Here is a 20,664-nt window from a genome sequence, read left to right on the forward strand (position 1 = left end):
CCCTAAGCGGCAAGTGGGTCCGCTGGTCCAAGTAATTTGAAGCCCGCGCTCTTTACACGAAACCGTCACTCGACAAAACTGGCGCAACGCCTATTTCAGGCGCTCGTTCTCCAATCATCATCGCGAGGTACCGATGACCGTCGTCACACCGAAATTCGGCATGGGCGCCTCTGTGCTGCGTCGCGAGGACCAGGCCTTCATCAAAGGTCTCGGCCGCTATACGGACGACATCCAGCCCGTCGGGCTCCTGCACGGCTATGTCCTGCGCTCGCCGGTGGCCAAGGCAAGCTTCACCGTCGGTTCGACCGAGGCGGCCAGGGCCGCACCTGGCGTCCACCTAGTGCTGACCGGTGCGGATATTGCTCATCTGGGCAATCTGAAATCCGGCGCCATGCAAAGGCAGCCGGACGGCACCAAGGCGCCGACCCGCGACATTCCGATCCTTTGCCGCGACCGCGTCAATTATGTCGGCGATGCCGTCGCATTCGTCGTCGCCGACAGCCGCGCGCTGGCGCAGGACGCGGCCGAACTGATCGAGGTCGATTACGACGGCGAAGATGCCGCGTCCGTTACCGCCATGGCGCTTGATGAAGGCACGCCGCTGGTCTGGCCGGAACTCGGCTCCAACCGCGCCTTCAGCTATCACATCGGCGACAAAGCGAAGACCGCGGCAGCATTCGCCAAGGCTGCCAAGGTCACCCGGATCGAATTCATCAACAACCGGTTGGTCTGCAATTACATGGAGCCGCGTTCGGCGATCGGCGAGTGGAACACGCAAGAGAACCGCTTCGTCCTGACGACGGGTTCGCAGGGCGTGCATTCCATGCAGTCCATTCTGGCCGGCGTGTTCAAGATCAAGAAGGACCAGCTGCGCGTCATCACGCCGGACGTCGGCGGCGGCTTTGGGCCGAAGACCTTCGTCTATCGCGAGTATCCGCTGGTGCTCGAGGCAGCCAGGCGGCTTGGCCGTCCGGTCAAATGGGCCGGCGACCGCACCGAACACTTCCTCACCGATGCACAAGGCCGCGACAATGTCGTGAGGGCTGAAATGGCGATGGACAAGGACGGCCGCTTCCTCGGCATGAGGGTCGACCTTCTCGCCAATATCGGCGCTTATGTCTCTCAATACGGCCCGTTCATCCCCTATATCGGCGTCACAATGTCGACCGGCGTCTACGACATCCAGGCGCTCGACGTTTCGGTGACCGGCCTCTACACCAACACCTGCCCGGTCGACGCCTATCGCGGCGCCGGCCGGCCGGAAGCGGCATTCCTGCTGGAAAAGCTCGTCGATGCCTGTGCCCGCGATCTCAATCTTCCCGTCGAAGAGATCCGCCGGCGCAATTTTATCAGGCCTGAGCAATTCCCTTATCGCACTCAGACAGACCGCCTCTACGACACTGGTGAATTCGCAGGTCATATGGACCGTGCCATCGAACAGGCGGAGTGGCAGGCGTTCCCGGAGCGGCTGGCGCAGTCGAAAGCGGCTGGCAAGATCCGCGGCATCGGCATGGCGACCTATATCGAGGCCTGTGCCTTTGCGGGCTCCGAACCGGCCTTTGTCGAACTGAACGGCGACGGTACGGTCACGCTGAAGATTGGCACCCAGACCAACGGGCAGGGACACGCGACCGCCTATGCGCAATTCCTCTCTGAAAAGCTCCATCTCGACATCGACAAGATACATGTCCGCCAAGGCGACACTGACGAGCTGAAGGCCGGCGGCGGCACAGGCGGCTCGCGCTCCATTCCCCTGGGCGGCGTATCAGCGTCTCGCGCAGGCGAGGATCTGGCCAACAAGATCAAGCGCATCGCCGCGGATGAGCTGGAGGCCTCGGCCGGCGACATCGAATTGTCCAAGGGCGTTGCCCGCATCGTCGGCACCGACCGCACCATCGATTTTTCGAGCATCGCCAAGGCCGCCAAGGGCCCGGACGATCTCAAGGGTTTTGGCGAGTTCGTCCAGGACGAATGCACCTACCCGAACGGCACCCACATCTGCGAGGTCGAGATCGATCCCGACACCGGTATGACGGAGATTGTCCGCTATACGATCGTCGACGATTTCGGCGTCACCGTGAACCCGATCCTGCTGGCCGGACAGGTGCATGGCGGCGTCGTCCAGGGCATCGGCCAGGCGCTGACCGAGAACACGATCTATGGTGAGGACGGGCAGCTGTTGACAGCGAGCTTCATGGACTATGCCATGCCGCGCGCCGACGATTTTCCGTTCTTCCATTTCGAAACCCGCAACGTGCCCTCGACCACGAATGCACTCGGCATCAAGGGGGCAGGTGAGGCGGGCACGATCGGCGCAACGCCTGCCGCGCTCAACGCGGTGACGGATGCGCTCTATCGCGCCTACGGCATCAAACACATCGACATGCCGGCGACGCCGGCGCGCATCTGGGCAGCAATCGAAGAAGCAGCTGGTAAGTGAGTCCATCGGATCACTCCGGTGGGCACAACACGCTTACCGGGATCATGCTCAAGATCGTGTCGGTGGCGGTCTTTGTCGGCATGTCGTCCTGCATCAAGGCGGCGGGCACCGTGCCGGCGGGCCAGATCGTCTTCTTCCGCTCCTTTTTCGCCATCTTTCCGATCATCGTCTTCCTGGCATTCCAGGGAAAGCTCCGCACCGGCTTTTCGACCAAACGCCCGCTCAACCACATTGCGCGCGGCGTTGTCGGCGTCTGCGCCATGGGCCTCGGCTTCTTCGCGCTGACGCGGCTGCCGCTGCCGGAAGCGATCACGCTGAACTACGCACAGCCGCTGCTGGTGGTGGTGTTCAGTTCGATCTTTCTGGGCGAAACGATCCGGGTTTATCGCTGGAGCGCGGTTGCCGTCGGACTGGTCGGCGTGCTGGTCATCTCATGGCCGGAACTGACCCTGCTGAGTTCGGGTGCAGCACTCGGCGATCAGGAAGTGCTCGGCGTCATCGCCGCCCTGGTCGCGGCAGCGATCTCGGCCGTAGCCATGCTGCTGGTGCGCAATCTCGTCCAGAGCGAGCCGACGGCAACCATCGTGCTGTGGTTTTCGGTGACGGCGAGCGTCCTGGCGCTGCTTTCCCTGCCGTTCGGCTGGCAGGCGCTGACGCCGGTGCAGGCGGGGCTTCTGGTTCTTTCAGGTTTTTGCGGCGGCGTCGCTCAGATTCTGATGACGGCAGCCTATCGCCATGCCGAGGCTTCGGTCGTAGCGCCGTTCGAGTATACCTCGATGCTGCTTGGCATTGTCGTCGGCTATCTCGCTTTCGGCGACGTCCCGACGGTTCATATGCTCATTGGCGGCCTGATCGTCGTCGCCGCCGGCATCTTCATCATCTGGCGTGAGCGCCAGCTTGGCCTCGAACGCGCCCGCACCCGCCAGGCGACCCCGCCGCAAGGATAATCAGGACGGCTCCGCCCGCTCCTTCGCCAATCGCACCAGCACCGTCCTTGTCTGTTCATCGGCGGGGAAAAAGGACTCGATAGCCAGCTCTGACAGCGTCACATCGAGCGGTGTGCCGAACACGGTGATCGTGCTGATGAACGACAGCACGGCATCGCCATGGGCAAGCCGCAGCGGGTGCACGATCGCACTAGGCTCGACCGGCACCGGCCGCGCGCCGCTCAGGCCGGACGGATAGGTCCGAAGCTCGCGTTCCAATTCGACCAGGACCGGGTCGCCTGAGGCGTCGTTCTGGTGTTTCAGCCGGTCGAGGAGATGCGCGCGCCATTCGGCGAGGTTGACGATGCGCGGCGCGACGCCACCCGGGTGCAGGCTGAGGCGCAGCACGTTGACCGGGGACTTCAGCAACGAGGGCTCGGCGACATTGGCCAGGAATGGGCCGATAGCAGCGTTCGCCGATACCAGGTTCCAGTGCCGGTCGACGGCCAGCGCCGGGAAGGGTTCGTGCCCCTTGAGCACGATCTCGACGGCCGCCATCGCCGGCGCCAGCGAGGCATCGGTGAGCGAACGCTCGCTGAAGCTAGGCGCAAAGCCCGCCGCCAGCAGAAGCTGGTTGCGCTGCCTGAGCGGGATCGACAGCTGCTCGGCCAAATGCAGCACCATGTCGCGAGAGGGTGCCGAACGGCCGCTTTCCACGAAGCTCAGGTGCCGCTGCGAGATTTCGGCTTCCATGGCTAGATCGAGTTGGCTCATGCGCCGGCGCGTGCGCCATTCGCGAATGAGGCTGCCGGCGGAAGTCTGGGATGCTGTCATGGCGATATGACTAGGTCGGCGGCGGCGGCTTTTCAATTACCGGGCAGGTTATAGCGCTTCTCTCGGCTTTTGCGGGGCGAGAAAACGCTGGTCGTCAACCCAGCGCCCGCAACTTCGCCTTCACTTCCAGGAAATCCCGCCACGCCAGTTTCTTGTGCGCGGGAGTTCTCAACAGATAGGCGGGGTGAAGGGTCGGCATGGCGGGAATGGCAATGCCGGAGCCGGTCGTGTGGACGCGCCAATTGCCGCGCAGCCGCAGGATGCCCTCGCTGGTGTTGAGAAGCGTCTTTGCCGAGGGGCCGCCCAGGTTGACCAGCACCTTCGGATTGACCAGCTCGATCTGCCGTTCGATGAACGGCCGGCAGATCTCGGTCTCGTGCGGTGTCGGGGTGCGGTTGCCCGGCGGCCGCCAGGGGATGACATTGGCGATGTAGGCCGACGTCCGGTCGAGGCCGATCGCAGCCAGCATTCGGTCGAGCAGCCGGCCCGAGCGGCCGACGAACGGCAATCCCTCGATGTCCTCGTCGCGGCCGGGCGCCTCACCGACCAGCATGACAGCGGCATTCGGATTGCCGTCGGCGAACACCAGGTTCTTGGCGGTGAATTTGAGATTGCAGCCGTCGAATGCCGCCATGTGCTGGCGAAGCTCGTCCAGGGTTGCCGCGGTCGTCGCCAATTGGCGCGCCAGGGCGGCTTGCTGCTCGTCGGGCACCGTCGCCGCCCCGGACGGCGCGCGTGCTACCGGTGCCGCAGCTTGCCTTTCGCCCATTTCGGCGCGTGCCACGCTCGTCGAGCGCGGCAGTGCGGCGTTTTCACCAGTTGGCTGCGTAACTGCCACTGGCGCCCGCTCAGGCGGCTTCGACGCGGCCTCGGCAAACCGGTTCAGCGGCTCCTCTTCGAGCGCTTCATCGACGCCCGCGCTGGCGTAGAAGGCCAGCAGGTCCGCGATATCAGGTCGGTTGTCTCGGGAAACGGCAGTCATGCTTCACATTCGGCCGCGCGGCAGGAATTTGCAACATCGTGATTGGCGTGATGCTTCATGATTTCGTCATCCTGGGGCGGAGCAGGAGCGAAGCGACGTTGCGAAGACCCCAGGATCCATGCCGTAACATCGGAGCGCCGCAGCGGTGCATATCCCTGTGAGCGGAGGCGGAGCCCAAAACAGCCTTCATTCTGGGCCGTCACATTCTTCGGCGGCAGCCACGGCATGGATTCCAGGGTCTCCGCGACGTCGCTTCGCTCCTGCTTCGCCCTAGAATGACGAAGTATGTCAGCTCGACGGTATACGCGGGTCCTGCACGAGATAGAACGTCCAGCGCGGCGTGTAGTCGGTGATCAGGTAATCGAAGCTTGCCGTCTTCAGCGGGTCGATCTTGCCGCTTTTGAACAGCAGCCGGTCATAGGGTTCGAAGTCGCGATCGAAATCGGCGAAGCTGCTCGACCAGATGTTGTCAGGCGTCTTGTTGCGCTGGTCAAAGGACAGGCCGTCGCCGAACACGCTCGGCCGGTGGAGCATCTCCTGGAGTTCGAACTGGAACTCGACCCAGGCCTGGCCGCTATTGTTGAGTACGTCGATGCGCATATACATGAGGCCGTTGGCAAATTGGCCCGCGGTGCCGAACGGCTGGATCGGTTTTGTCGTGCGGATGGTCAGTGTCACCGGTGTTGCCGAATTGAGCTCTTCGGTGATGACAAGCGGGTCGTCCTTTGTCCCGATGCCCGAGGCGCTGGTGATGCGGAAGCCGCCGAGTTCGTCGGAAAAGGAGTAGGCTCCGGCCGCCCAGACCTTTTGCGGATCGGCGTGGGCCTCAATGGGCGCCAGCGGCAAAAGGGCCAAAGCGAGCGCCCGGCAAATCCGTCCGGGCGAGGAAAAAAAGCGCGTCGATGAAAAGCCGGTCGGCCCGTATATGCGCATGGCGCGAAGTATGGACGATAAGCAAGCCGTCGAACAATTAAAAACGTGAGGGCGGCGGCTCTCGTTGGAACTCGCCTGGCCCGGATCGATGTTCCGTGGACCGCAAACCATGATCTTGTAGTACGATGCGCGACTTTTTGACGAAAACGCCATTGTCACGTCAGCGCCGGTTTCGCGTCGCGAATTGATGCGCTATGCAGCGGATAAGCCAGCAAGATGCGCAAATGCGCTTGCATGACCGCAAAAAGTGAAATCACTTTTTGGAAAGGATCATGTGAAAATAAAAGTTGCCAGAGTGTCCTTTGCGCGTCCAATGGGCGCGCGGCACTCTGGGCAGTGAGGGGTTGATGAGCGATATCGAACGCGAAAGCATGGAATTCGACGTGGTCATCGTCGGCGCCGGTCCGGCGGGCCTCGCCGCCGCGATTCGTCTCAAGCAGGTCAATCCCGAGCTTTCCGTCGTCGTCCTGGAAAAGGGCGGCGAAGTCGGCGCCCACATCTTGTCCGGCGCCGTCGTCGATCCGATCGGCATCGACCGGTTGTTGCCGGGCTGGCGCGAGGAGGAGGGTCATCCTTTCAAGACGCCTGTCACGGCAGACCATTTCCTGGTCCTCGGCCCCGCCGGTTCGTTCCGGCTGCCCAACATCCTGATGCCGCCGCTGATGAACAATCACGGCAACTACATCGTTTCGCTCGGCAATGTCTGCCGCTGGCTGGCGACCAAGGCCGAGGCGCTGGGCGTCGAGATCTATCCGGGCTTTGCCGCCGTGGACCTCATTTACGGTGACGGGGGCGCGGTCACCGGCGTCGTCACCGGCGACATGGGCGTCGAGAAGGACGGCACGCACGGCCCGGGCTTCGCGCCGGGCATGGCGCTGATGGGCAAATACGTCCTGATCGGAGAGGGCGCGCGCGGCTCATTGGCCAAGCAGCTGATCGCCAAATATCACCTTTCCGACGGCCGCGAGCCCGGCAAATACGGTATCGGCCTCAAGGAGCTCTGGCAGGTCAAGCCGGAGAACCACAGGCCGGGCCTGGTGCAGCATTCTTTCGGCTGGCCGCTCGACATGAAGACCGGCGGCGGTTCCTTCCTCTATCATTTGGAGGACAATCAGGTTGCGGTCGGCTTCGTCGTCCATCTCAACTACAAGAACCCCTATCTGTCGCCGTTCGATGAATTCCAGCGCTTCAAGACCCATCCGGCGATCAAAGGCACGTTCGAGGGCGCCAAGCGGCTGGGTTATGGCGCCCGCGCCATCACCGAAGGCGGCTGGCAGTCGGTGCCGAAACTGTCCTTCCCCGGTGGCGCGCTGATCGGGTGTGCTGCCGGCTTCGTCAACGTGCCGCGCATCAAGGGATCGCACAATGCCGTGCTCTCAGGAATGCTGGCGGCCGAGCATGTCAGCGACGCGATTACCGCCGGCCGCGCCAACGACGAACTGGCTTCTTACGAGGCGGCATGGCGGGCGACCGACATCGGCAAGGATTTGAAGAAGGTGCGCAACGTCAAGCCGCTGTGGTCGCGCTTCGGCACCGTCGTCGGCGTCGGCATTGGCGGCCTCGACATGTGGCTGAACACGCTGTTCGGCTTCTCGCCCTTCGGCACGCTGAAGCACGGCAAGGCCGATTATGCGACGCTGGAACCGGCCGCCAAGCACAAGAAGATCGCCTATCCGAAGCCGGACGGCGTGCTCACCTTCGACCGCCTGTCCTCGGTGTTTCTCTCCAACACCAACCACGAGGAAAACGAGCCGGTCCACCTGCTCGTCGCGGATATGGATCTGCAGCAGCGTTCCGAACACGATGTCTATGCCGGGCCCTCGACACGCTATTGCCCGGCCAGCGTCTACGAATGGGTCGATAAGGATGGCAACGCCGCCGCCGATCCCACCGCGAAGGACGTGCGCTTCGTCATCAACGCGCAGAACTGCGTCCACTGCAAGACGTGCGACATCAAGGACCCAAACCGAAACATCACCTGGGTGCCGCCACAAGGCGGCGAGGGACCGGTCTATCAGGGCATGTAGCCTACCGAACATGGCAGTCTGCCGGAACCGCCGGCCGGTTCGGCCGTCAGCCGGTGAAGGCTCGCCATATATTTGCGGCCTCTAAAAAACATTGAAGCGGCGCGGCGCTTGTGGTTCCTTTCCGTCCTGACCCGGAGAGATGAGACATGCGCCTGGCGGTTCTGACGTGCCTTGCAGCGATTGGCGCCTTGTGCGGCTTCGCACCGTCGGCATCGGCCGACACGAAGGTGCTGGTCAAGACCCGAACCTACGACATATCAGGAACCACGGGCGCCGCACTGATCGAAGCCATGGACCGTAAGGGTCCGAAGAGGCATGGCTTCATGACGCACGCCATCGCGCTGACCGCCTATACTGTAAATTGGGACCTTGAGGTCAGCAGAGAGGGCGGTGTCTGCCGTCTGCGGCAGGCCAACGGGACACTCGATCTCACCTACACCTTGCCCCGAATGACCTCAGCCGCGACGCCGGCGCTTCAGAAGCGCTGGAAGCGGTTTTTCGAGGGCGTTCGTGCTCATGAGCATAACCATGGCCGCATCGCCAAGGTGATGATGCGGGCCACCGAGAAATCGATCACGGGACTGGAATTCGCCGACAACTGGGTTTGCAGCAAGACACACCGCGAGGCGAGGCGTCGGATCAAAGCCGTCTATGCCGAATACGAGGCGAAACAGAACGCCTTCGATGCGCGCGAGCATCGCGACGGTGGCCATGTCGAGCACCTCGTTCGTGCTCTGGTGCGCAAGTAGTCGGCTCTCAGCTTCGGGTCTTGCGGTTCTGTGTAACGAATGCGGTCGCGGTTTCATCCTCGTCGGCCGGCTTTTTCTCTTCCCGCCTAAGCGAGAATTCCACCATCACCGGAAGATGGTCGGAGCCATTGTTTTCCAGCCTCGACACCGAATGGATGAGAACCGCGCCCTTGCTGAAAACCTGGTCGATCGGCAGCCCGGCGAAGCGCAGGAAATCCGGCAGCTTCATATAGAGCCAGGTCGGCCCGGGCGAGGGCGCGACGGTCAGCTTGCCAAGACCTGCGACGCGCCGGATTGCGGCGCTCCACGGCACTGCATTGCAGTCGCAAGCCATGATCGATGTTTCGCCAAGCGAGGCGAACTCCTCCGACAACCCACCGATCTGCCGTGATTGGTTGCGCGGCCATGGCCAGGTGAGATGCAGGGCGGCGACGTCGACATCGGTTCCGCCGAAATCGACCGTCGCCATGGCCATCGCTCCACGCCAGTCGCAGCGCGGTTGCGTGCCGGCGGCAAACGGCCGTCTGGACAGCAGCGCAACGCCGAACACGCCATTGGGGTAAGGGCAGAGGATCCGGTAGGGATAGGCGCTCGTGATATAGCCAAGCTCGGTCGTCCACATCTCCGACACTTCATCGAGAGTGATCACGTCCGGATTGGTCCGGCCGATCAGCGACAGCACTTTCTTCGGCGTCGGATTGTTGAAGCGCAAATTCATCTGCAGCAGGCGGTAGACCGGCTGGTCACCGGGCTTGGCGACATAGGCCGCCTGCACCTGCCACAGGCGCGGCAGCGCGCTCGATGTGGTGGCGAAGGCTGCCCCGGCAAAGAGCAGCGCTGTGGCTGCCTGCAGGCGAAACGAGGTCGCGAGCAACGGCAGCGCGCAAAGCGCCATCAGCACGGCAAGATGAACGCGGAAATGAGCGAAGGAATCGAAGGCTGGATGCAGCGCTCCGAAGAACCCGGCCACCAGCGCGACCGAGCAGCCGAGCATTGCGACGAATGCCACCGATACTATCAAGTTTCGAACGCGTGCCATCTCGTTGCTTTTCGGTAGAATTGCGGCTCAATCAAGATGACGAAGTGCCCTGGCGCGCTGTTACGAGGCTCCGGTCGACGAAGGCCGATCGGTCCTACTGGAACGCCGTCTCCGAAAAGCTTCTGAGCTTGCGCGAATGCAACCGTTCCATCGGCATCTCGGCCAGCTTTTCCATCGCCCTGATGCCGATGGTCAAATGCTGTGCCACTTGCCGCTTGTAGAATTCGGTCGCCATGCCAGGCAGCTTCAGTTCGCCATGCAAGGGCTTGTCGGAGACGCAAAGCAGCGTGCCATAGGGCACGCGGAAACGGAAACCATTGGCGGCGATCGTCGCCGATTCCATGTCGAGCGCGATCGCCCGTGACTGCGACAGCCGCTGCACCGGCCCGCGCTGGTCGCGCAGTTCCCAGTTGCGATTGTCGATGGTGGCGACGGTGCCGGTGCGCATGATGCGCTTGAGGTCATAGCCGGAAAGGCCTGTGACTTCGGCGACAGCCTCCTGCAGCGCCACCTGGATCTCGGCCAGCGGCGGGATCGGCACCCAGACGGGAAGATCATCGTCCAGGACATGGTCTTCCCTGACATAGGCATGCGCCAGCACATAGTCGCCCAGCGCCTGGGTGTTGCGCAGCCCAGCGCAATGGCCGAGCATCACCCAGGCATGCGGCCTGAGCACCGCGATGTGGTCGGTGATCGTCTTGGCGTTGGAGGGGCCGACGCCGATATTGACCATGGTGATGCCGCCATGGTTCGGCTTCTTCAGATGATAGGCCGGCATCTGCGGCAGGCGCGGCGGCGCCACGCCTGCGCCAGGCGCGTTTTGTCCAGCCTTGGTGACGACGTTACCCGGTTCGACGAATCCAACGTATCCGCCGCCGCCCTTTGCCATCAGCTCATGCGCACGGGCAACGAATTCGTCGATGTAGAACTGATAGTTGGTGAACAGCACGAAATTCTGGAAATGCTGGGGACTGGTCGCCGTGTAGTGCGACATCCGGTGCAGCGAATAATCGATGCGTTGCGCCGTGAACGCCGCCAGCGGCCTGGCTTCGCCTAACGCCACTTCGAACGTGCCGTTGGCGATCTGATCGTCGGTGCCGTCGAGATCCGGCACGTCGAACAGATCACGGATCGGCCGCCTGATGCGTTCGGCCGCCGCGCCATCGACATGGGAGCCTTCCAGGAACGCAAAATGCAGCGGGATGGGCGTCGTCGATTCCGAAACCGTGACCGGAACGCCGTGATTGCGCATGATCAGGCGAAGCTGTTCGATGAGATAGCGTTCGAAAAGGACAGGCTGGGTTATGGTCGTCGAGAAATGCCCAGGCGTCGGCATGTGGCCGTAGGCCTGCCGCGAGTCGATCTGGGTGAACGACGTCGTGGTGACGCCGACTTCCGGATAGAAGGCCCGGTAGCGCTTGTTGTTGTCGCCGCCTGCGGCGAGCGCCGTGAACGAATCACGCAGGAATTTGGTGTTGCGGTCGTAAAGCACCTGCAAGGCCGCGACGGCCTTTCCAGCATCATTGAAGCTCTGCCGGCCGAACGGCTCCGGCATCACGACTGAGTCTATGGCCTGGGGATAGATTCGCTTTTCCATGACCCAATATAGAGGCTTGGTCAGGCGGTTGGGAGGGGGTATGCCGGCCTGAGCACGGCCAAAGCGTCGTTTTTGCTCGAATGGTTTCGATGAAGGTCGATCGGGCCTAGCCGCGCCGCAGGCTGACCAACAGAACAAAGCCGACGCCGTTCTTCTTCAACGCCGGCGCTTCGATCGTCGAGCCGGCATCGGCGCGCAGCGTCGGCACGGCCAGAACCGGCGCTGCAAGGATCATCAGGATGAGCGTCGCCCGCGGCACAAGCCGAAGGATCTTGAAGGCGTTGGCGACGATGCGGTTCATGGCGTGTTGTTCTCTCTAAAGGTCTTTATCGGCGTCAGTGGCGAAGGTGGCTCGGGCAACCGAACCGGCAGGAACTAGCCTGGTCCCAGGAGCGCGCCGGACGGCCAGCCTCGGCAACGAGGATGGCGAACAACATGCCGAACAGGCTCACCAGCAGGCAGACGATGGTAAAGCGGCGGGCGAACATTGCGTGGCGTCTCCTTCAACACGCATGAGAATGCCCTGATGCAACTGAACCGGTTCTGATGCCAGCGTTCATCTGCGGTTCAAATTAAATCAACGGAGTGTTGAATGCCCGCCGTGCAGTGCGCCGTCGCCGGTCACGAGCGTCGCCGCAGTCTTTCTGCCGACTCCCGACCTCGCTCACACGAACGAAGGATGCGCAAAATTGCTGGTCGGTACGGAAGGCGCGGCCTGACGATCGGTCCGTTGTCGCGAAGAGATACCGTAACAGAAAACGGGGCTTCGCGGCCCCGTTTTTCAATTTGTGACAAGTGGAACGATCAGAGCTTGTGCCAGGTCTGGCTCTTGCAGATCAGTCCGCCGAGCACGCAGCCGCTCATCTTGAGCGAGGCGCCCGAGACCGAGGCCTTGCCCGAATAGGTCTTGTCGGTTTCCGGATCGGTTATGGTGCCCGTATATTTGTTGGCGCCGGACACCTTGAACGAACCGATGCGCTTGCCGGCAAACTTGCCCGATTTGAGCGTGATGGAATATCCACCGCCGCCGCCCGCGATGGCGGCAGTCGCACCGGCCTGCGTTTTCCAGTTGCCTTCGATCGGATCGGCCCAAGCCGTGCCGGCCATGATCAGTGAGGCCGCAAGGGCCATGCCGATTTTACGAAACATGTTTCTCCTCCCTGCAGGCATCCGGCCGGGTATTCCGCCTCGGTCTGCCTTTTACGCAAACGTAAGCTAATCCACCTCCCAGCAAAACAAAAGCGGTGCCGCTGCGGAAGACTTCAGGATTTTCTGGCGGTTCGAAGCGGTCTCGCCGGCGAGAAATGAAACGATGGGCATGCCGGCTTTGTCTCCCGTGGTTAGCGGAGTCTTGATTTGCGCCTCGCTAATTTTCGTCAAATTTAGCCCAAACCGCCGAAATTGCTGGTTTTGCATCCTTAACGAATTCCCGCGTTTACCTCTTGTTTTAGCTTTGTTTTCCTCAAATTAAGCACACCGTTTAACGACGGATTCAAGCCTTCGCTTCATTCTCGAAAGCATCGAAAGAGCGGCCACCCCAAGGGTTATCGACAGATACCAAGGGACAGAAGAAGGCAGCTCTCGGGAGCCTGACAGGGGCTAGAACAGGGGATTGAAATGGCACGTTTTGAAATGCCTGAAGCCGGCTTCGGCGCCATAGGGGCAACTGCCCAGGCCGACATTCTTTTCGAACTGGGCATGATGTATGCGACCGGCCGCGATTGCGAGACCGATGTCGTCGCCGCCCACAAATGGTTCAACATCGCTGCGATCAAAGGCTCGGTCCGCGCCGCGGAACTGCGCTCGGAACTGTCGGCCGCTATGTCGAAGGTCGAGATCGCCAGAGCGCTTCGTGAAGCTCGCGAATGGATGACGATGCACTAAGTCAGCCCTCGATTTCATCAGGCACTAAGTTCATCACGCACTGAGATCACCGACAGGGACGCTCTAGGTCAAGGCCGCACAGATGGCCGGACCGGCGAGAGCAAGGCCGCGCAAGACGGTCGCATCAACAATAACAAGAATGCGGCAGGCCGGACACGGCCGAACCGCGCCACGACAGGGAAGGCGAGCGGTTTCGGGCACGGGAGTGTCCGGAGATGCTTCGATCGACAAAGCCGCGACCGGCCGAAACAAGGCCGGCGCGGCTTTGCGTTTTCGGGCCATGATCGCAAAAGGTGGAAACCGTTTTGGGAAAGATCATAGTCAAACAGAAACGTTGCAGGCCTAATCGAGTGCCGCCGATGCGCCTAGACAGGCTTGCCGAAGAATGAAATTCTCCCGCCCACTCTGGAAGAGGCGCGGCCGGGGCGGCTGCGCGAGAGTGGAGGAGTTGTATCACCATGAAAAAGATAGGTATTTTGAGCGCGGCCGTGTTGAGCCTGATGATGAGCGCGCCGATTGCCTTCGCCGAGGACATCACCTTTGCGGTGGTCGGACCGATGACCGGACAGCTTGCCACCATTGGCGATCAGTTCAAGCATGGCGCGCAAGCCGCAGCCGACGCGATCAACGCGGCCGGCGGCGTCGATGGCCGCCAGATCAAGCTCGACATCGAGGATGACCAGTGCGATCCGAAGCAGGCGGTTTCGGTCGCCAACCGCATTGTCGCCAACGGGGTCAAGTTCATTGACGGCCATGCCTGCTCGGGCTCGAGCATCCCGGCCTCCGCCGTTTACGCCGAAGCCGGCGCGCTTATGATGAGCCCGGCTTCGTCGAACCCGGTGCTGACCGACGCAGCGGCGAAGGCTGGCTGGCCGACAATCATGCGCCTCTATACGCGCGACGATGCGCAGGGCGCTTTCATTGGTCCATGGATCGCCAAGAAATATGCCGGCAAGAACGTCGTCATCATGCACGACAAGAGCGCCTACGGTCAGGGCGTGGCTGATGCCGTCAAGGCAACGATGAACCAGAACGGCCTCAACGAGATCCTCTACGAGGGCATCAATGCCGGCGAAAAGGACTACTCCGCGCTTGTCACCAAGCTCAAGGAGCTGAAAGCCGATGTGGTCTATTTCGGCGGCTACCACCCCGAAGCCGGCCTCATCCTGCGCCAATCGGCGGAGCAGAGTGTCAAGTTCCAGCTGATCATGCCGGACTCGATCGCTTCGCCGGAATTCTGGCAGGTTGCCGGCCCCGCCGGCGAAGGCACCATGTTTGTCTTCCCGTCGGATCCGCAGGCGAAGCCCGAAGCCAAGGAAGCCATCGAAAAGATCAAGGCGGGTGGCTTCGTGCCCGAGGGGTTCACGCTGTTCTCCTATGCCGTGATCCAGGCCTTCGCCGAAGGCGTCAAGCGCGCCGGCAGCGACGATCCGGCCAAGGTTGCCGAGGCGTTGAAGAACGGCGAGCCGATCAGCACCGTCGTCGGCCCGGTCACTTTCGATGAAAAGGGCGACCTCAAAAACGCCAGCTACGACATCAACCAGTGGCACGACGGCAAATACGCGCCGATCCAGCCGTGATGGCTAGAGCAATTCCAGGAAAAGTGTGAAACGGTTTTCCGTCCGGAATTGCGCAAAAACAAAGAGATAGAGCGGTTCGGCGTTTCCGTGAAACGATGAACCGCTCTAGCGTCGCCTAGCGACAATCGGAGATGGCCGGGTCTGACCCGGCCATTTTCATTTGGGCATCCGTTTGTGGCACGTGTCGTCAACAACGCCTATGGATAAGGAACCAGCGGTCAGCCTTGGGCTTCCTCAGCAAAGCGAACCAGCACCGTCCCGTCTGTGACCTGCGTGCCTTCGGCCGCGATTTCGGCGATTACCCCGTCATGGGTAGCAGCGATGGTGTGCTCCATCTTCATCGCCTCCAGGATCAACAGCGGCTGACCCTTGATGACGGTATCGCCTCTCGCCGCGCGCACCAGCTTGACCAGACCGGGCATCGGCGCGCGCAGGCTGTCTGAACCGGCGGCGATTTCGTCGGCTCTCGCCAGCGGGTCCGGCACCGCGAAGCTGTAACCGACGGCGCCTTCGAACACGGTGACGTGGCCGGGCCAACGGGCGAGCCGAGGAGTGGCGCGAAGATCAAGCGGATTGGCGCTGTCATAAGGGGTGCCCAGTGCGACTTGGAAGCGCCCGTCCGGCCGCAGCACCGACACAAGCGCGACGATCTCGTCCTCGCCGTAGCGCAGCCGCGTGCGCCGCGGAACAGTGTGGAAATGCGCATAGCCGGCAAGCGACGACCACGGGTCATCGGACGGCGCCTGGGTCCCGGCGACGGATGCCGCGAATGCGGCTGCGGCGACGGTCTCGTTGCTCGGCGGCGGCACTGCGGTCAGTGCTTGCTGGTGCCTGCCGATCAGACCGGTATCGACATCGCCTGCCGAAAAATCCGCGTCAGCGGTAAGAGCAGCGAGGAAGGCTGTGTTGACGGTCGAGCCGGCGATCTCGGTCTGCGAAAGGGCTGTGCCCAGCGCTTCGAGCGCCGCGTGCCTGCCCTTGCCGTGCACGACCAGCTTGGCGATCATCGGGTCGTAGAACGGGGAGATGGTATCGCCGGCCCGTACGCCGGTCTCGATCCGCATGCCGGCGCCATCGGGCGCGGCATCGGGAAATTTCAGGTGATGCAGCGTGCCCGTCGCCGGCAAAAAACCCTTCGCCGCGTCCTCGGCGTAGATGCGCGCCTCGAAGGCATGGCCGGAGAGCGTGATCTCGCTCTGCGTCTTCGGCAGCTTTTCGCCGGAGGCCACCCGCAACTGCCACTCGACCAGATCGGTGCCGGTGACCATTTCGGTGACTGGGTGCTCGACCTGCAGCCGGGTGTTCATTTCCATGAACCAGAAGCGGTCGGCCTTCAGGCCCTGCGAGGCATCGACGATGAACTCGATCGTGCCGGCGCCGGAATAGTTGATCGCCTTGGCGGCCTTCACCGCCGCCTCCGTCATTGCCTTGCGCAAGGCCGGCGTCATGCCGGGGGCGGGGGCTTCCTCGATCACCTTCTGGTGCCGGCGCTGCGCCGAGCAGTCGCGCTCGTAAAGATGCACGACATTGCCGAAGACATCCCCGAACACCTGAACCTCGATGTGGCGCGGCTTCTCGACATACTTCTCGACCAGCACGCGGTCGTCGCCGAAAGCGGCCTTGGCCTCGCGCCGCGCACCCGACAGCGCCTCGGAAAAGTCGTCGGGATGCTCCACGCGCCGCATGCCCTTGCCACCACCACCGGCGCGCGCCTTGATCAGGACGGGATAACCGATCTCGCGCGCCTTGGATGCGAGCAGCACGATCTCTTGCGCCTCGCCGTGATAGCCCGGCACAACCGGCACGCCGGCCTTCTCCATCAGCCGCTTGGCCGCGTCTTTCAGCCCCATGGCGCGGATCGAGGCGGCCGACGGGCCGATGAAGACGAGCCCCGCCGCCGTCACCTGGTCGACGAAATCAGGGTTTTCCGACAGAAAACCGTAGCCGGGATGAATGGCTTCCGCGCCCGTGGCCAAAGCCGCCGCGACGATCTTGTCGCCGCGCAGATAACTTTCGCTGACAGGCGAGGCACCGATATGCACCGCCTCGTCGGCCATCTCGACATGCAAAGCCCTGGCGTCGGCGTCGGAATAGACGGCGACCGTGCGCACACCCAGTTTGCGTGCCGTGCGGATCACACGGCAGGCGATCTCACCACGATTGGCGATCAGGATCTTGGCGAACATGGAGCCTCCGCAGCCAGGGTTTGCGACAGGCCTGGCAGGCGGCCGTCTACTTGGAGGCGGCGATTCCGCAGCCTCCGCTTGCGGTCTTGACCTTGTATTTTTTGACGCTGTCCTGACAGGACCGCAGTGCCAGATCTTCCGCAGCCTTCTTGGACGGCGCGTTCAGCCGCGCGCTGCAAAAGACGTACAGATCGGTCACGCGCGAATAGAAGGTCGTGGCATAGGCGGAATGCCCGCTGGCCGCCACATAGGCTCTGTAGGCCTTCGGGCAGTCTCCCGTCGAACCCGGCGGAAAATTGACGGCGAAACGGCTGTCGCCCTTGCTCCCCGCCAGCGATTCCGCCGCGCCAACCCCAGGCGCCGCGAATATAAGCAGTCCTGCAAGTACAGATACAGTTGTTTTCTGAAAAGGCCCTAGTCTCATCTTCGCCCAATCCCCATTGGTATTTGCAACGAGCAATAGCCGCAATTTTTCCGGGCGGCCAGTTCAAGGGTTGAAAATAAGTCTGAGGGACGGGATTTCTCATCGGTGCAGGTCACGCTCCGCCAGACGCAGCAACGCCTGCTGGTACAGTTCCGCCGTCTGTTGGTCGAAGCAGCAGAAAATGACAGTTTCCGGAACCGCTTTCTGGCCGATGAAGGCACTCACGGTGTCAACGGCGATCTGCGTCGCCTGCTCCTTTGGATATCGGTATACACCGGTCGAGATCGCCGGAAATGCCACTGTCCGGCAACCGTTGGCTGCGGCAAGCTCGAGCGACCGGCGATAGCAGGAGGCCAACAACTCGGCCTCGCCTTTGCCGCCGCCTTGCCAGACCGGCCCGACCGTGTGGATGATGAAGCGTGCCGGCAGCCTGTAACCCCTGGTAAGTTTTGCGTCGCCGACCTTGCAGCCATTCAGCATCCGGCATTCGAATTCGAGCTCGGGGCCGGCCGCCCGGTGAATGGCGCCGTCGACGCCACCGCCGCCCAAGAGCGAGGTGTTGGCGGCGTTGACGATGGCATCGACCGCTAGCTTGGTGACGTCGCCGGTATGAACGCGAATTCTGTGGTTAATCTCGCTCATTTCACATCCTGAACACGCCGAACTTTGTTTCCTCGATCCCGGCGTTCAGCGCGGCTGAAAGGCTGAGCGCCAGCACCTCGCGCGTCTTGGCCGGGTCGATGATGCCGTCGTCCCACAGCCGGGCGGAGGAATAGAGCGGATGGCCCTCATGCTCGTATTTCATCAAGATCGGCTTCTTGAATTTTGCTTCCTCCTCCGCGCTCCATTCTCCGCCCTTGCGTTCGATCCCCTCGCGCTTGACGACGGCGAGCACGGTCGCCGCCTGTTCGCCGCCCATCACCGAAATGCGGGCGTTCGGCCACATCCACAGGAAGCGTGGCGAATAGGCGCGTCCGCACATGCCGTAGTTGCCTGCGCCGAACGAGCCGCCGATGATCATGGTCACCTTCGGCACACGGGCCGTGGCGACAGCCATCACCAGCTTGGCGCCATCCTTGGCAATGCCGCCGGCCTCGTATTTTCGTCCCACCATGAAGCCGGTGATGTTCTGCAGGAAGATCAGCGGGATCTTGCGCTGGCAGCACAGTTCGATGAAATGCGCGCCCTTCAGCGCGCTTTCCGAAAACAACACGCCGTTGTTGGCGATGATGCCGACCGGCATGCCCTGAAGATGGGCAAAGCCGGTGACCAGCGTGGTGCCGTAATTCTGCTTGAACTCCTCGAACTCGGAGCCGTCGACGATGCGCGCGATCACTTCGCGCACGTCATAGGGCTGGCGCAAATCCGTCGGCACGACGCCGTAGAGCTCATGCGGATCATGAAGCGGCGGAATCGGATCGCGAAGTGCTAGCCCGATGTCCTTCTTTCGATTCAGGTTCTTGACGATGCGCCGTGCGATTGCCAGCGCATGCTCGTCATCCAGCGCATAGTGGTCGGCAACGCCGGAAAGCCGCGTGTGCACATCGGCGCCGCCCAGATCCTCGGCGCTGACATCCTCGCCCGTGGCCGCTTTCACCAGTGGCGGGCCGCCGAGGAAGATGGTCGCCTGGTTGCGCACCATGATCGTCTCGTCCGACATCGCCGGCACATAGGCGCCACCCGCCGTGCACGAACCCATGACGCAAGCGATCTGCGGAATGCCTGCAGCCGACATATTGGCCTGGTTGTAGAAGATACGGCCGAAATGGTCGCGGTCCGGAAACACCTCGTCCTGGTTGGGCAGGTTGGCGCCGCCGCTGTCGACCAGATAGACGCAAGGCAGTTTGTTCTGCAGCGCGATCTCCTGGGCGCGCAGATGCTTCTTGACCGTCAGCGGATAATAGGTACCGCCCTTCACCGTGGCGTCGTTGACGACGACCATGACTTCGGTGCCTTCGACGCGGCCGATGCCGGCGATGAGGCCGGCCGATGAGATGTCCTCGCCGTACATCGACCACGCCGCGAACTGGCCGATCTCGAGAAATGGCGAGCCGGTGTCGAGCAGTTGCGCCAGGCGCTCGCGCGGCAAGAGCTTGCCGCGGCTCTGGTGGCGCTCACGAGCTTCCTCCGAGCCGCCACGCTCGACGGTGGCAGCCTTCTCCGCAATGTCGGCGACCAGCGCCCGCATACGCTCGGCATTGGCGTGGAAGGTGTCCGAGGCGGGCGAGATCTGCGAGGTGAGGGTGGTCATGATGTTACCGGATCAATTCGATCTTGCAGCCTACGTCCAGATCGCCCCAATCGCGATCAGCGGTGACGGCAATGGCGTTCTCGCGAATTGCCAGTGCGAGGCAGGCCCGGTCGCCCAGCGATAAACCGCGATGCCGCGTCAGTTCGCGAAGCTGACCGGCGGCGATGCCCATCGCTTCGTCGAAAACGGTGACCGGCATGCCGAGGCTCGCAAGGTCGTCGGCGGCCTCCTCCATGCTGCGTCCCCTGTCGATCAGTTTGGCGATGATTTCGGCCGCATTGACCGAGCTGCATTGCGCATCCGGCGCAAAACCCAAGGCGATATCGGTGCCTGTCTCGTTGAGCAGGATCGCAAGCGCCGCCGAGCTGTCCATGACGTAGGGTTTCACTTCGCTTCCTTCCTCGCCGTTCCTTCGGCATGAAGCCGGTCCAAACGCTTATCGCTTCGGCGCTGTTCTTCCCGCCGCTCCTTGAGAAATTCGTCGACGACACTTTCTTCAGGCTTTTTCAGCGCCGACAAATCCGCCTGGACGCGCCGAAGGTTCCGAAGCCACGACCTTACCCGCAGCTCGCCGTTCTCGACATGAAGGATCAAGTCTTCACCAGGCCTCACGCCCATTTCCTCGCGCATCGCAGCCGGGATGACGAAGCGTCCGCCCTCGCCAAGTTTGATGCGCTCTCGTTTGGCTGGAACCCGGAGCGGAGTTTTCCGAGCTCCGGCCTCGAATTGTTTTTGCTGATTTTCGCCCAACCCTGCCTTTTCCGTTTCGCTTGCCATGGCTTGCCTCGTTCCAGGAGTGTGGCACATTATAG

General features: G+C 62.3%; 20 protein-coding genes. 6 read left to right on the top strand and 14 right to left on the bottom strand.

Annotation, left to right across the window (positions count from 1 at the left end; all coding sequences use genetic code 11):
- Positions 1-133 precede the first annotated feature (133 nt).
- Both ABID19_RS25835 and ABID19_RS25840 read left to right on the top strand, forming a co-directional pair.
- Complete coding sequence (locus tag ABID19_RS25835; protein WP_354493740.1) at positions 134-2,440, top strand: xanthine dehydrogenase family protein molybdopterin-binding subunit; 2,307 nt, start codon at positions 134-136, stop codon at positions 2,438-2,440.
- A gap of 44 nt (positions 2,441-2,484) precedes the next feature.
- The gene (locus ABID19_RS25840; protein ID WP_352929835.1) at positions 2,485-3,387 is read left to right on the top strand and encodes a DMT family transporter; all 903 of its coding nucleotides are present in this window, start codon (positions 2,485-2,487) and stop codon (positions 3,385-3,387) included.
- On the opposite strand, the gene ABID19_RS25845 is transcribed toward ABID19_RS25840, so the two are convergent.
- The 3 genes from ABID19_RS25845 to ABID19_RS25855 all read right to left on the bottom strand — a co-directional run bounded on the left by ABID19_RS25845 (position 3,388) and on the right by ABID19_RS25855 (position 6,115).
- Complete coding sequence (locus tag ABID19_RS25845) at positions 3,388-4,200, bottom strand: helix-turn-helix domain-containing protein (protein WP_354493741.1); 813 nt, start codon at positions 4,198-4,200, stop codon at positions 3,388-3,390.
- A 94-nt stretch (positions 4,201-4,294) separates the two neighbouring features.
- Positions 4,295-5,182, bottom strand: coding sequence for a uracil-DNA glycosylase (locus ABID19_RS25850; protein WP_354493742.1), 888 nt, complete (start codon positions 5,180-5,182; stop codon positions 4,295-4,297).
- Between the two features lie 288 nt (positions 5,183-5,470).
- Positions 5,471-6,115: a hypothetical protein gene (locus ABID19_RS25855; RefSeq protein WP_354493743.1), complete on the bottom strand. Its 645-nt coding sequence runs from the start codon at positions 6,113-6,115 to the stop codon at positions 5,471-5,473.
- Between the two features lie 347 nt (positions 6,116-6,462).
- Between ABID19_RS25855 and ABID19_RS25860 the strand changes: the two genes are divergently transcribed.
- A complete protein-coding gene (locus ABID19_RS25860; RefSeq protein ID WP_354493744.1) occupies positions 6,463-8,142 on the top strand; it encodes an electron transfer flavoprotein-ubiquinone oxidoreductase in 1,680 nt (559 codons plus the stop codon).
- A gap of 146 nt (positions 8,143-8,288) precedes the next feature.
- Positions 8,289-8,891 carry a DUF922 domain-containing protein gene (locus tag ABID19_RS25865; protein ID WP_354493745.1) on the top strand — a complete coding sequence of 201 codons (603 nt, stop codon included), beginning with the start codon at positions 8,289-8,291 and terminating at the stop codon, positions 8,889-8,891.
- A 7-nt stretch (positions 8,892-8,898) separates the two neighbouring features.
- Here the strand turns inward: ABID19_RS25865 and ABID19_RS25870 are convergent, their stop codons facing one another.
- The 5 genes from ABID19_RS25870 to ABID19_RS25890 form a co-directional block, all read right to left on the bottom strand.
- Positions 8,899-9,930, bottom strand: a complete 1,032-nt coding sequence (locus ABID19_RS25870; RefSeq protein ID WP_354493746.1) for an endonuclease/exonuclease/phosphatase family protein — start codon at positions 9,928-9,930, stop codon at positions 8,899-8,901.
- 94 nt (positions 9,931-10,024) lie between these two features.
- The gene (locus ABID19_RS25875; protein ID WP_354493747.1) at positions 10,025-11,485 is read right to left on the bottom strand and encodes an AMP nucleosidase; all 1,461 of its coding nucleotides are present in this window, start codon (positions 11,483-11,485) and stop codon (positions 10,025-10,027) included.
- 148 nt (positions 11,486-11,633) lie between these two features.
- Positions 11,634-11,828, bottom strand: a complete 195-nt coding sequence (locus ABID19_RS25880) for a hypothetical protein (RefSeq protein WP_354493748.1) — start codon at positions 11,826-11,828, stop codon at positions 11,634-11,636.
- Positions 11,829-11,862: 34 nt separating this feature from the next.
- Positions 11,863-12,015: a hypothetical protein gene (locus ABID19_RS25885; RefSeq protein WP_354493749.1), complete on the bottom strand. Its 153-nt coding sequence runs from the start codon at positions 12,013-12,015 to the stop codon at positions 11,863-11,865.
- Positions 12,016-12,331: 316 nt separating this feature from the next.
- Positions 12,332-12,676 (bottom strand): DUF2147 domain-containing protein, encoded by a 345-nt coding sequence (locus ABID19_RS25890; RefSeq protein WP_354493750.1) that lies wholly within the window; start codon positions 12,674-12,676, stop codon positions 12,332-12,334.
- A gap of 468 nt (positions 12,677-13,144) precedes the next feature.
- On the opposite strand from ABID19_RS25890, the gene ABID19_RS25895 reads away from it, so the two are divergent.
- Both ABID19_RS25895 and ABID19_RS25900 read left to right on the top strand, forming a co-directional pair.
- Positions 13,145-13,411 (top strand): SEL1-like repeat protein, encoded by a 267-nt coding sequence (locus ABID19_RS25895; RefSeq protein ID WP_354493751.1) that lies wholly within the window; start codon positions 13,145-13,147, stop codon positions 13,409-13,411.
- A gap of 458 nt (positions 13,412-13,869) precedes the next feature.
- Positions 13,870-14,991: an ABC transporter substrate-binding protein gene (locus ABID19_RS25900; RefSeq protein ID WP_354493752.1), complete on the top strand. Its 1,122-nt coding sequence runs from the start codon at positions 13,870-13,872 to the stop codon at positions 14,989-14,991.
- Positions 14,992-15,209: 218 nt separating this feature from the next.
- Here ABID19_RS25900 and ABID19_RS25905 read toward each other — a convergent pair whose 3' ends face one another.
- From ABID19_RS25905 to ABID19_RS25930, 6 genes are read right to left on the bottom strand one after another with little or no spacing between them, the layout of a single operon-like run.
- Positions 15,210-17,177, bottom strand: a complete 1,968-nt coding sequence (locus tag ABID19_RS25905; RefSeq protein WP_354493753.1) for an acetyl/propionyl/methylcrotonyl-CoA carboxylase subunit alpha — start codon at positions 17,175-17,177, stop codon at positions 15,210-15,212.
- A gap of 46 nt (positions 17,178-17,223) precedes the next feature.
- Complete coding sequence (locus ABID19_RS25910; protein WP_435528772.1) at positions 17,224-17,646, bottom strand: hypothetical protein; 423 nt, start codon at positions 17,644-17,646, stop codon at positions 17,224-17,226.
- Positions 17,647-17,700: 54 nt separating this feature from the next.
- The gene (locus ABID19_RS25915) at positions 17,701-18,243 is read right to left on the bottom strand and encodes an O-acetyl-ADP-ribose deacetylase (protein ID WP_354493754.1); all 543 of its coding nucleotides are present in this window, start codon (positions 18,241-18,243) and stop codon (positions 17,701-17,703) included.
- Between the two features lies 1 nt (position 18,244).
- Positions 18,245-19,852 (bottom strand): carboxyl transferase domain-containing protein, encoded by a 1,608-nt coding sequence (locus ABID19_RS25920; RefSeq protein ID WP_354493755.1) that lies wholly within the window; start codon positions 19,850-19,852, stop codon positions 18,245-18,247.
- A 4-nt stretch (positions 19,853-19,856) separates the two neighbouring features.
- Positions 19,857-20,240, bottom strand: a complete 384-nt coding sequence (locus ABID19_RS25925) for a type II toxin-antitoxin system VapC family toxin (protein WP_354493756.1) — start codon at positions 20,238-20,240, stop codon at positions 19,857-19,859.
- Positions 20,237-20,629, bottom strand: coding sequence for an AbrB/MazE/SpoVT family DNA-binding domain-containing protein (locus tag ABID19_RS25930; protein WP_354493757.1), 393 nt, complete (start codon positions 20,627-20,629; stop codon positions 20,237-20,239). Before ABID19_RS25930 ends, ABID19_RS25925 begins: the two co-directional genes overlap by 4 nt.
- Positions 20,630-20,664: the final 35 nt, after the last annotated feature.

The sequence above is a fragment of the Mesorhizobium robiniae genome (assembly GCF_040545535.1).
Taxonomy (GTDB): Bacteria; Pseudomonadota; Alphaproteobacteria; order Rhizobiales; family Rhizobiaceae; genus Mesorhizobium; species Mesorhizobium robiniae.